This window comes from Protofrankia sp. CiP1_Cm_nod2 (genome assembly GCF_920664355.1).
Lineage (GTDB): Bacteria > Actinomycetota > Actinomycetes > Frankiales > Frankiaceae > Protofrankia.
In genome coordinates this window covers 1-10,896 of sequence record NZ_CAKKTL010000089.1, presented here as the reverse complement: position 1 = coordinate 10,896, position 10,896 = coordinate 1, and the positions used below count along the sequence as shown (strand labels likewise).

Here is a 10,896-nt window from a genome sequence, read left to right as displayed (position 1 = left end):
CGGTGCCATCCGTCCGCATGGTGGTCGCGGCCGCCGCCACGTAACTGTCGTGGATCTCCACGCCAAGGCGGATCCAGCCGTCACCGAGGGGAAGGGACGCGGCCGGCCCGACGGCATCGATCGCCGTCTCGATCTCGCTGTCGACGGGAGCGACGATCTGCGCCCCGTTCGCCGGGTCGCCGGACGGTGCGCCCAGGTACACCTTGTAGCCGTTGTCGGTCGCCGGATTGTGACTTGCGGTGACCATGATGCCGGCGTCCGCGCCGAGTCGGCGGACGGCGAACGCCAGCACCGGCGTGGGCACCGGGACAGGCAGCAGGGCCGCCCGCACCCCCGCCCCGGCGAGCACCCGAACACTGTCGAGGGCGAACCGCTCGCTGCCATGCCGGGCATCCGCCCCCACGACAACCAGCGGAAGTGGACGATCATCGTCCGGTGGCGTCCCCGAGCCGGTCGGCGCGGTATCCGCGGGCGTTACTGATGGTGATCTGGTTGTCGTGGCCGAAGCGTCCATGCCGGGCTGTCGGGCGAGCAGCCAGGTGGCCAGGCCCGCCGCCGCCCGTCGGACGACCGCGGTGTTCATCCCGGCCGGGCCGGCGCGAAGCGGCCCACGAAGCCCGGCCGTGCCGAAGCGCAGGGCACCGGAGAACCGTTCACGCAGGGCTTCGAGGTCACCAGTGGTAAGCGCGGCGTCGACCAGAGTGGCCAGTTCGGCCCGGTCGGCCGGCCAGGGATCGTCGGCGATCCACCGCCGGGCCCGGGCGAACAGGTCCGGGAGGCCCGCGTCATCCACAGCGTGCACGTTCATCCCCGATGGGCACGTTCATCCAACATGACCAGTTCACCAGCCTGCCCCAGGACCCGCACGCTCATCCCCACGGATGCGGCCTTCTCGACGGACACGGCCTTCTCGACGGACACGGCCTTCTCGACGGACACGGCCTTCTCGACGGATGCGGCCTTCTCGACGGATGCGGCCTTCTCGACGGATGCGGCCTTCTCGACGGACACGGCCTTCCCGATGGACACGGCCTTCCCGATGGACACGGCCTTCTTGACGGACACGACATTCCCGGCGGGCGCGGCCATCCTGATGGACGTGTTGTCCCGGCGGACGCCGTCCATCTCGACCGATCACAGCCTGGTGATGATCGAGGCGAGCAGTGCGCCCATGCGTCCGGCCGCCTCGGCGCCGGCGGCCAGCACGTCGGTGTGGTCGATCGGCTCGTCGGTCATGCCGGCGGCCAGGTTGGTCACCAGGGACAGCGCCAGCACCTCGGCGCCCTCGGCCCGCGCAGTGATCGTCTCGTGCACGGTCGACATGCCGACCAGGTCGGCGCCGAGCGTCCGCAGCATCCGGATCTCGGCCGGGGTCTCGAAGTGCGGCCCGGGCAGCGCCGCGTAGACCCCTTCGGTGAGGGCCGGGTCGGCGGCTCGCGCCAGCGCGCGTAGCCGCGGGGAGTAGGCGTCGGTGAGGTCGACGAACTGCGGCCCGATCAGGGGTGAACGGCCGGTGAGGTTCAGATGGTCGGAGATCAGTACGGGCTGGCCGACAGTGTGGTCCTCGCGCAGCCCGCCGGCGGCGTTGGTGAGCACCACGGTGGACACACCCGCGGCACAGGCTGTGCGGACACCATGGGCGACGACCCGGGGGTGATAGCCCTCGTAGGCGTGGACCCGGCCGAGGAACAGCAGAAGATGACGTCCACCGAGGGCAACCGAGCGCACCGTCCCGGCGTGGCCGGGGGCACTCGGCGGCGGAAAACCGGCGAGTTCGGCGACGGCCACCTCGCCGGTCACTGTGCCGGTCGCGGCCAGCACGTCCGCGGCGGGCAGCCATCCACTGCCGAGCACGATGGCGATGTCGTGCCGTCCGACACCTGTGATCTCGGCCAGCCGCGCCGCGGCAGCCGTCGCCTCCGCAGCGGCCTGCGCACCCGGCCCAGTAGCCGTCTGCACGGCAATGGTGTCCCGCATGTGGTGACTCTAGCTTCGGTCCCGCCCCGGCGTGTTCCGCTCCGTTGCTGCGCTGGCCTGCTGCGCTGGCCTGCTGCGCTGGCCTGCTGCGCTGGCCTGCTGCCCTGACGGTGACTTGCTGTTCTGACTCGCTCCGCAGCCCTGATCCGCCGCTCTGATTCGCAAGCCGCCCGGTTTACCCATATTTGGGGTGATATCGAAGGCATCCGAGGTACTGACCCTCCACGGCCTGGCCCCTCGCTCATCCCACGGCACCACCACCCATACGGTCGAATCAGTAGACGGAAACTGTCATCGCTCGGAGCCCTGAAAATATTATGTAGAGGAATAATTCGCGGCATCGGATAGCGCCTTCTGCGGCTATCTCGCTGCGCCTGTCTCGATCGGCTCGGGCCTCCGGGTCATCCGGCCCCTTGATGCTGCTGAATATTCGGTGTCTGAGCGTCCGGCGTCGAGACTGTCGAGAATGCCATGGCCATTATGATCATCGAGAGGTGCCATAGCCGGGGTCGCTGCCCACGTGGATGCCACAGGCGGGTGGTAGGACGCCTCTGGAAAGCGGCGGTGAAGCGATCTCAGAAGGGTGGTGAGCCGAGATCCAGAACGCTGTCCCGTCTGGTTCTGTCCGTGTCCGGACCGTGGGCGCCGGCCCTTTTTCTCACGCCGTGGGTACCTCCCCCGCTGTACGTGTCCGTCCCCGGGGCTCCTGGAGCTGCTGATGCGCTCGTTCTCGATATTCCTGCTGTGGAGGCATCCGTTCCCGTGTTGCGCGTTCTGGGAATGTCTGCTCGCGGGGATCCTGCTTGCGAGACGGGGTCGTTGTCTGACCTCCGAGTTATGAGCCCGGCGGGCTCGACGTCCCAGGGTTCGGGGATGCTGGGGTAGACCCGTCCGGTCGGGCTGGTCCACATCGCGGTGTCACCGTCGGTGCGTTGAACCGTCCAGCCGCCCTCGTGTTTGGCCCTGTGGTGGCGCCGGCACAAGGTCAGTAGATTCTCTTCGCTGGTGGGTCCGCCGGCGCTGTGCGGCTGGATGTGGTCGAGGTCGCAGAACTGGGCAGGTTTCCGGCAGCCCGGGAAACGGCAGGTCCGCTGCCGCGTGCGCAGCAGCCGGGCGAGGCCGGGTGCGGGGAAGCGGCGGCCGACCTCGATCGGCCGGTCGCCCTGGGCGGGGTCGGTGAAGATCCGCCGCCAGGTCGCCTCCCGGGCGAGCTCCCGGACGGTTTCTGCGGGGATCGGCCCGTAGCCGGCGAGTTCCCCGGGGGTGTCGCTGACCGCGGCGAGGGTCGCGGCGGAGACGAGTATCCCGACCTCCACGGACACCTCAGCTCCCCGGTCGCGGCCGAGGAGCAGGTCGACGAGGGCGTCGGCGCGGCGGGCGTCCATGCTGGGGCGTTCGTCCGGGCCGGTGTGGGGGATGGTCATGCCAGGGGGCTCGTCCGGGTCGGCGACCGCGCGGGCGAGGGCATCGAGGCGCTGGTAGGCGGCTTGGGCGTCGAGGGCGGGCAGCAACGCCCACAGTTCGGCCATCCCGTCCTCGGCCGGACGAAGCTGCACCTCCCGACCTTTGCGGGCGTGGGCGTGCCGTCGCCGCGCGCCGTCCGGGTCGGCGCTGAGAACGGCCCGGCGCAACGCCTGACGGAACAGGCTGGGACTGCCCCGCCCACCCCGGGCCAGCACCTTCCGCTCGACCGCGGCGGCTTTGTCTGCGGACAGGGCGGCGGTTGTCTCGGCGACCGCGCGGACCCGACCCAGATCGATCGCCCCGGTCTCCAGCGCGGCCAGGGTGGCCGGCAGCCGGTCGACGACGGTGACCGCAAGCTCCACGCTGGCCGCGGCAGCGGCCGGGGACAGGGCGAGTTCGGCGGCGATCTCCTCCGCGGCCCACCCCGGCCCGGCCGGGTTCCCCTCCCCGGGCGGGGTGGGCCGCAACGCGGCGAGACGGGCCTGGGCACGCAGCATGACCGCCTCCAGCCCGGCGATCCGCCGCCGCACCGCGGCCATCAGGGACAGGCAGCCGTCCGAGTCACAGGAGGCCACCACCGGCAGACGGCCGGCCATGTCACAGCCCGCCAGCGCTGGCGGGCCACCGCACTCGGCGCGGCCCGTCGGCGCTGGCGGCGGGGCCGGAACCGCCGTGCCAGCCGGGGCTGGGTCGCCCACCCTGGTATCGAACATATGTACGAGTATAGTCGCTTATATGGACATTTTCACCCCTGACGACGATCGCTCTCCCGGCCCTCCGCACAGGCGCAGGACGCAGACCGCATACGAGAGGCATCCATAATGATCTATAAAGTCCGGTTGCGCCGGGCCGGTGCCTGGTGGCCGACGGTTGGTCATGATCGTGCGTCAGCGGCCCGGGGGGCCGGCGGCGGGGCGGAAGTCGTGGTCCGGATGGTCCCGGGTGGCTGGGCCACCCGGGACCCGGGGCCAGTCCCAGGCCACCCCGTAGTGGAGCCCGCGGGAAAGCTCGACGAAGTCCTTGCGGACGTATCCGAGGCTGCTCGGCACAAGCCAGTGCTCCTCGTCGTCCGGATGCAGCCGGGCCTCCGGGCCGAGCACGCCGCTGAAATACCAGACGCGGACGGGTGGTACCGTCGGGTCGAACTGGAGCTGTACCGTGTATCGGCTGTTCTGCTGCTCTTTCGGTGTGTAGTTCAGGACCGGTGTCATCTCGCGGTCGGTGTGTATGCGCAGCCGGTACACAAAGGAAACGCGGTCGCCGGGGGAAAGCGCCGCCGAGAACTCGAGCTCGGTCACCTCGTACCCGTTCGGGATGAAGGTGGAGCGCCGGACCGCGCAGTTCGCCAGCGCTTCGACGGAGATCACCTCGGGTCGCGGGTCGCTGTGATAGCGGGTGGTCGCCACGTAGTGGTCGATCCCGTCGTCGAGGGCGACCAGGGACCGGAATATCAGCACTTCCGTCGGGATCCGGCCGGAAAGTCGTACCAGCAGCTCGGCCCGGTCAAGGAGAAACCGCGGCCGGCTGGCGTCGAGGAGGCCCGGCGCACCGCTGCCGGCCAGGTAGTCCTGCCAGCCGGCACCGGCGCTGAGCTCCGCGACCCGCTGCCTGAGCAGGAGCGCGGCCTCGACGGTCCCCCGGTAGAACCATTCCCGTACGGTTCGCTCGTGTCGGCCCCGGCGGCGGGCGAGTGCGTCGATCCGGGCCGTCAGGGACGGCTCACCCGGATTCTCGCCGTCAATGTTGAAACCGATCTGGGCACCGGTCCGCAGTTTTTCCTGGGGGATGGCGTGACAGCACTCGACTATGATGTTCTGTAATGCGGCGGCGCGTTGGTCGTCCGACCATTCTCCAGGTGCCGGGGGCAGCAGCCGTACCAGAGGCGAGCTCCTGAGTTTCTCGACGTTCAAACCCGGTCCCGCCGAGAGCGCGACAAGCTCCGCCCTGATCGTCTCGACGGTCAACTGGGTTATGGTGTCGCCGGTCATGGGCAGCCCCGTTCCCGTCCTGGAAACAACCGATCGGACTCCCGGCGGGTCGCGCCGGCCGGGTAGCGTGAACCCGCGCGGCCGCGCGTCGGTTCCGCCGGTGGTGGCGTGCGCCGTGGAGTCTTTCCATCAACGGTAGACGTAATCGTGGGCGCATGTGTGTTTTCCTGGCTGACATCGATAAAAATAATCGCTTTTGCCTGCTTTGTGGCTGGGTCCGGGCGGCTGCCGCGGGGCGTGGCCACCCGGTCGCCCTCGGCCGGCGAGGCCGCCTCGGGGCGACGGGAGCGGCGAGGCGGGTCCCTGAAGCCGACGGCTCCCTCGCTGTGGTCATCTGGCCGCGGTCACCTCCGGTCTGCCGGTCCTCGCCGGGCGCGGGCTGGCGCGTCGGGAGTGATCCGGAGTGGTTCAGCCGTGCTCCTTGCCGCTTCGTCGGCCATCTCGTGGTCCATCCCGTCGGCGATCCCGTCAGGCCGTTGCCGTGACGGCGGTGAACCCGGCGTGAGAATCGCGCATGAGTGGGCCGGGTTTCCCTACGATCTGGCCATGAGCGAGCGTCTGTCGGAGTCCGGCCAGCCGATCAAGCCGGTTTACAGTGCATCCGATCTGCCCGCGGGCCTGACGGAGCGCCTGGGTTCACCCGGTGAGTATCCGTTCACCCGGGGCGTCTACCCGACCATGTACACCGGCAAGCCGTGGACAATGCGGCAGTACGCCGGTTTCGGCACCGCCAGGGAGTCCAACGAGCGGTATCACTCGCTTGTCGCCGCGGGCACCGGCGGGCTTTCGGTCGCGTTCGACCTGCCCACCCAGATGGGTTATGACTCCGACGACCCGATCGCTCACGGCGAGGTCGGGAAGGTCGGGGTGGCGATCGACTCGATCGAGGACATGCGGGTGCTCTTCGCCGGCATCCCGCTGGACAAGGTCTCCACGTCGATGACCATCAACGCGCCGGCGTCCGTCCTGCTGCTGCTATACCAGCTGGTCGCCGAGGAGCAGGGCGTCCCCGGCTCGAAGATCACCGGAACCATTCAGAACGACGTCCTCAAGGAATACATCGCCCGCGGTACCTACATCTATCCGCCCGCGCCGTCCCTGCGGCTGATCGCCGACACGTTTGCGTACTGCCGCAACGAGATCCCCCGGTGGAACACGATCTCGATTTCCGGCTACCACATGGCCGAGGCCGGGGCCACCCCCGCGCAGGAGATCGCTTTCACCCTCGCCAACGGCATCGCCTACGTCCGGGCCGCCGTCGAGGCGGGGCTCGCCGTGGACGAGTTCGCCCCCCGGCTGTCCTTCTTCTTCGTCTCCCGCACGACCCTGCTGGAGGAGGTGGCGAAATTCCGCGCCGCCCGCCGGATCTGGGCGGACGTGATGAAGAACACCTTCGGCGCGACGAACCCCAAGTCGATGATGCTGCGCTTCCACACCCAGACCGCGGGCGTACAGCTCACCGCGCAGCAGCCCGAGGTCAACCTGGTCCGGGTCGCGGTACAGGGCCTCGCCGCCGTGCTGGGCGGCACCCAGAGCCTGCACACGAACTCCTACGACGAGGCCATCGCCCTGCCGACGGTCAAGGCCGCGACCCTGGCGCTGCGTACCCAGCAGGTGCTCGCCTACGAGACGGACATCACCGCCACCGTCGACCCGTTCGCCGGCTCCTACGCGGTCGAGGCCCTCACCGACGATGTCGAGCAGGCCGCCCGCGAGCTCATGGAGCAGGTCGAGAAGCGCGGCGGAGCCGTCGCCGCGATCGAGCAGGGCTACCAGAAGAGCGAGATCGAGAACTCCGCCTACGCGGTCATGCAGGGCATCGAGGACGGTTCACGCACCGTGGTCGGCGTCAACCGCTTCCGTGCCGAGCAGGAGGAGCAGTACGACCCGCTGCGGGTCGACCCGGCGATCGAGGCCGACCAGTCGGCCCGGCTGGCCACCCTGCGCGCCGACCGCGACAACGCCGAGGTGACCCGCCATCTGGACGCGGTGAAGGCCGCCGCGCAGGGCACCGACAACGTCCTCTACCCACTGAAGGAGGCGCTGCGCGCCCGGGCCACGGTCGGCGAGGTCTGCCACGCCCTGCGCTCGGTCTGGGGGATCTACCACCCTGCCGACGCCTTCTGACCTCGCCGGGCGTGGGCGGAACCCCGGCGGCGTTTCTCGTCACCTTGCGTACCCTCCGGGTACGCGGCGGCTCCTCGACCTTGCCGGGCTTGCGCCCACATCCCGGCGACCAGGCGTGGGCGAAACCCCGGCGGCCTTGTGACAGCGGCCTTGTGATACCTACCGGGCTGTTAGGTATCACAAGGCTGCGTCGGTGATAGGTAAGTATCACAACGCCAGCCGGCGTCGGCGGCCCTGCCGGGGCGACCGGCCCAGGGGTGCTACCGGGCGGACGTGTCCGGTTCTCCCTCGATCGTCCGTAGGATGCCGTCCGCGATGAACAGGCGGTTGCGGGCTCGCCCGGGCACCTCGGTGAGGATTCCGCTCTCGACCAGCTTCGCGACGTTCAGACTGGCGGAACGGTGCGTCACGTCGAGAATGCGCCGTGCCCGGCTGACGGTCAGCGCCGGTATGTCGAACAGCGCGTCCACCAGCGCCGCCAGCAGCCCGGACGAGCGCGCGGTGCTGACCCGGGCGCGGTAGTCGTTCCGCAGGTTGTGCAGCGCGGTGGAACGCCGCACCGCGTCCCGGGCCTGTTCGGCGACCCCGCGGAGGAAGAACTCCACCCATCCTGCCCACTCCCCGTGCGTGGAGACCCGCAGCAGATGGGCGTAGTACTCGTCGCGCCGCGGTTCGATCCAGGCCGAGATGTCCAGCATGGGCGTGTCGAGCAGTCCCCATTCAGCCAGCAGCAGGACGACCAGGAGTCGGCCGACCCGCCCGTTGCCGTCGAGGAACGGGTGGATGGCCTCGAACTGGTAGTGCGCGCATGCGATCGTGACCAGTGGTGGCAGGTCGTGGTCGGTGTGCAGGTGCTTCTCGAACAGGTCCAGGCACTCCCACAGCCGTTCCGGGGGAGGCGGGACGTAGGTGGCGGTGTCGAGGGTGCAGCCGGGCGCCCCGATCCAGTTCTGGCTCCGCCGGACGTCACCCGGGGTCGCGTAGTCTCCGCGGACGCCACTGAGCAGGATGGCGTGCGCCTCCCGCAGCAACGGGACGCTCAGCGGAAGCCGACGGTCGGGGTCGAGTGTGTGCTCGACCGCGGCCATGTAGTTGAACACCTCCCGGACGTCCGCGCCGTCGCTCCGGGCCGGCTGCTCCGCCTCGAAGAGCACCAGGTCGGAGACGGATGCCTGGGTGCCTTCGATCCGGCTGGACAGCACGGCCTCCCGGCGGACCAGCGCCCGGGCCAGCAGCCGCGGGTTGGGCAGCGTCCGGCCGGCGCCGGCGAGTTCCCCCAGCGCGCGGTCGGCGTCCGAGAGCAGCCTGATCAGGGATCGGTCGAGGTCGAGAGCAGGGGGCAGCGGCGGCGGGACGAAGGCGAGGTAACCGCGTTCGGCCCGGACGATGTGGCGCTGCTGGCCGGTGGCGAAGGCCTCGCGTCGCACTGATACTTACCTACCATCCGGAAGTCCTTGTGATACCTACAGGCCTGTTTGGTATCACAAGGCTACGCCAGTGGTCAGTAAGTATCACGGCGCGAGAGCCATTGTGATTCCCAAGGGGCCGTTTGGTATCACAAGGATCCGCCAGCGGTCGGTAAGTACCACAACGCCGAGCCGAGCTCGGCCCGGGCCGAGCGGCGGTTGGTGTTCGTCCGGGCGGGCATCAGGGGCGGCGTCGCGTGGACGTCGGAGACGCTCCCGCGCGGACGGTGTTCGGGGTGGAAGGCTGGACGGTATGCGTATACATCCAGCGCGGAAGGCCCGCCCGCCGGAGGTTCCGCTGGAGCCGGGGGAGTTCACCGAGGTCGTGCTCCGGGGCCGGCTCACCGACCCCGCCGGCCCGGGCGCGTTCACCGCGCGGGCCGAACGGTTCATCGGGCACCGCCTCGGGGCGTCCCGCTGGATTCTGCTCACCACCCGCCGGCTGCTGGTCGTCGCGCCTTTTCCCCGGCCCGGCGGCTACTTCGACGTCGCCTTCGACCGGCGGGTGGTGTCGGCGTCGCAGGGGCGCAAGCACGGTGATCTGATCGTCATCCCCCTGGCCACCCCCGCCGGCCCCCAGATGCTGCGCGTCCCGGCATCCATCCGCCCCGAAGCCACCCGCTTCATCCGTGCCCTGCGCTTGCGTTAGCGCCGATTCTCGCGCAGTTGTTGGACACCCCCATCGATCATGTGTACTCGAAGCGGGCGGCACCGCTGGTCGGCAACCGGCTGCTGAGCCTGGCCGGCTCGGCCAAGGAGGTGCGGCGTTTCACGTTCGACCTGACCGACAGCCGGCTGGACTACACCGCCGGCGACACCCTGGGGGTCTGGCCGACGAACTGCCCCGATCTGGTCGACGAGTGGCTCGCCGCCACCGGCCTGGACCCCCACACCGTCGTCGACGTGGGCGAGCCGATGCCGCTGGTCGAGGCGCTGCGTCACCGGCTGGACATCACCACCGTCCGACCGGACCTGCTGCGTTTCGTCGCCGAACGCACCCGCGACGCCCGGCTGCGCACCCTGCTGCGCCCCGACAACAAGCTCGAACTGACGAAGTGGATGTGGGGCCGCCAGGCCGGCGACGTCCTCGCCGAACACCCGGTGCGGGCCGGCGTCACCGACTGGCTGGCGGTGCTCGGACGGTTGCAGCCCAGGATGTACTCGATCTCCTCCTCGCCGCTGGTGGAGCCGGCGGCGGTGAGCCTGACCGTCTCCGTCATCCGTTTCGTGGGCAGCCGCGGCCGCCCCCGCAAGGGCGTGTGCTCCACCTACCTCGCCGACGCGGCCCCCGGCCACCCGGTGCCGGTGTTCCTGCGACGCTCGCCGCACTTCCGCCCGCCCGCCGACGACGGCGTACCGGCTGTCATGATCGGCCCGGGTACCGGCGTCGCGCCGTTCCTGGGCTTCCTGCAGGAGCGCCAGGCTCGCGGCGCGCGCGGGCCGAACTGGCTGTTCTTCGGTGAACAACGCCGTGCGACCGACTTCTACTACGCCGACGAACTCGAAGCTCTCTCCACCGCTGGTACCCTCACCCGCCTTGACCTTGCATTCTCCCGCGACCAACGCGCCAGGATCTATGTCCAGGACCGCATGCGGGAACATGGCGCGCACCTGTGGGCGTGGCTGCGCGACGGCGCCTGCGTCTACGTGTGCGGCGACGCCGCCCGCATGGCCAAAGACGTCGATCAGGCACTCCGCGACATCGCCACCACCCATGGCAACCTCGACCCCGAGGAAGCCGCCGCCTACATCAGACAACTCGCCACCGACAACCGCTACGTCCGCGACGTCTACTGATTCCACTGGATGTTTGGTGCTGGAGTTGTTGCGCTCAGCATCGGTGTAAAGCTGCTGGAAGAAACTCCCCACATGAG

At 69.7% G+C, this 10,896-nt stretch carries 7 protein-coding genes and 2 pseudogenes; 3 read left to right on the top strand and 6 right to left on the bottom strand.

Features of this window, described 5'->3' with window-relative positions:
* From NBW84_RS11970 to NBW84_RS11950, 5 genes and pseudogenes are all read right to left on the bottom strand, one after another.
* A pseudogene (locus tag NBW84_RS11970) lies at nucleotides 1-709 on the bottom strand (phospho-sugar mutase); the annotation flags it as partial.
* A 95-nt stretch (nucleotides 710-804) separates the two neighbouring features.
* Nucleotides 805-1,125, bottom strand: a complete 321-nt coding sequence (locus tag NBW84_RS11965; protein WP_250284558.1) for a hypothetical protein — start codon at nucleotides 1,123-1,125, stop codon at nucleotides 805-807.
* Nucleotides 1,126-1,134: 9 nt separating this feature from the next.
* Nucleotides 1,135-1,977: a purine-nucleoside phosphorylase gene (locus tag NBW84_RS11960; RefSeq protein ID WP_250284557.1), complete on the bottom strand. Its 843-nt coding sequence runs from the start codon at nucleotides 1,975-1,977 to the stop codon at nucleotides 1,135-1,137.
* 575 nt (nucleotides 1,978-2,552) lie between these two features.
* On the bottom strand, nucleotides 2,553-4,037 hold the full coding sequence (locus NBW84_RS11955; protein WP_250284556.1) for an HNH endonuclease signature motif containing protein: 1,485 nt from the start codon (nucleotides 4,035-4,037) through the stop codon (nucleotides 2,553-2,555).
* A 291-nt stretch (nucleotides 4,038-4,328) separates the two neighbouring features.
* Complete coding sequence (locus tag NBW84_RS11950) at nucleotides 4,329-5,429, bottom strand: hypothetical protein (RefSeq protein ID WP_250284555.1); 1,101 nt, start codon at nucleotides 5,427-5,429, stop codon at nucleotides 4,329-4,331.
* 546 nt (nucleotides 5,430-5,975) lie between these two features.
* Between NBW84_RS11950 and NBW84_RS11945 the strand changes: the two genes are divergently transcribed.
* Complete coding sequence (locus NBW84_RS11945) at nucleotides 5,976-7,556, top strand: methylmalonyl-CoA mutase family protein (RefSeq protein ID WP_250284554.1); 1,581 nt, start codon at nucleotides 5,976-5,978, stop codon at nucleotides 7,554-7,556.
* A 260-nt stretch (nucleotides 7,557-7,816) separates the two neighbouring features.
* On the opposite strand, the gene NBW84_RS11940 is transcribed toward NBW84_RS11945, so the two are convergent.
* Nucleotides 7,817-8,983, bottom strand: a complete 1,167-nt coding sequence (locus NBW84_RS11940; RefSeq protein WP_250284553.1) for a Fic/DOC family N-terminal domain-containing protein — start codon at nucleotides 8,981-8,983, stop codon at nucleotides 7,817-7,819.
* A 292-nt stretch (nucleotides 8,984-9,275) separates the two neighbouring features.
* Here NBW84_RS11940 and NBW84_RS11935 point away from each other — a divergent pair, with 292 nt between their 5' ends.
* Entirely contained in the window at nucleotides 9,276-9,671 is a 396-nt protein-coding gene (locus NBW84_RS11935; protein ID WP_250284552.1) for a hypothetical protein, read from the top strand.
* Between the two features lie 56 nt (nucleotides 9,672-9,727).
* A pseudogene (locus NBW84_RS11930) lies at nucleotides 9,728-10,819 on the top strand (diflavin oxidoreductase); the annotation flags it as partial.
* Nucleotides 10,820-10,896: the final 77 nt, after the last annotated feature.

Coding starts and splice junctions, on each gene's coding strand:
- NBW84_RS11950 (WP_250284555.1), bottom strand. CDS start 5,429: ATGACCGGCGACACCATAACCCAGTTGACCGTCGAGACGATCAGGGCG.
- NBW84_RS11960 (WP_250284557.1), bottom strand. CDS start 1,977: ATGCGGGACACCATTGCCGTGCAGACGGCTACTGGGCCGGGTGCGCAG.
- NBW84_RS11965 (WP_250284558.1), bottom strand. CDS start 1,125: ATGGACGGCGTCCGCCGGGACAACACGTCCATCAGGATGGCCGCGCCC.
- NBW84_RS11935 (WP_250284552.1), top strand. CDS start 9,276: ATGCGTATACATCCAGCGCGGAAGGCCCGCCCGCCGGAGGTTCCGCTG.
- NBW84_RS11945 (WP_250284554.1), top strand. CDS start 5,976: ATGAGCGAGCGTCTGTCGGAGTCCGGCCAGCCGATCAAGCCGGTTTAC.
- NBW84_RS11955 (WP_250284556.1), bottom strand. CDS start 4,037: ATGGCCGGCCGTCTGCCGGTGGTGGCCTCCTGTGACTCGGACGGCTGC.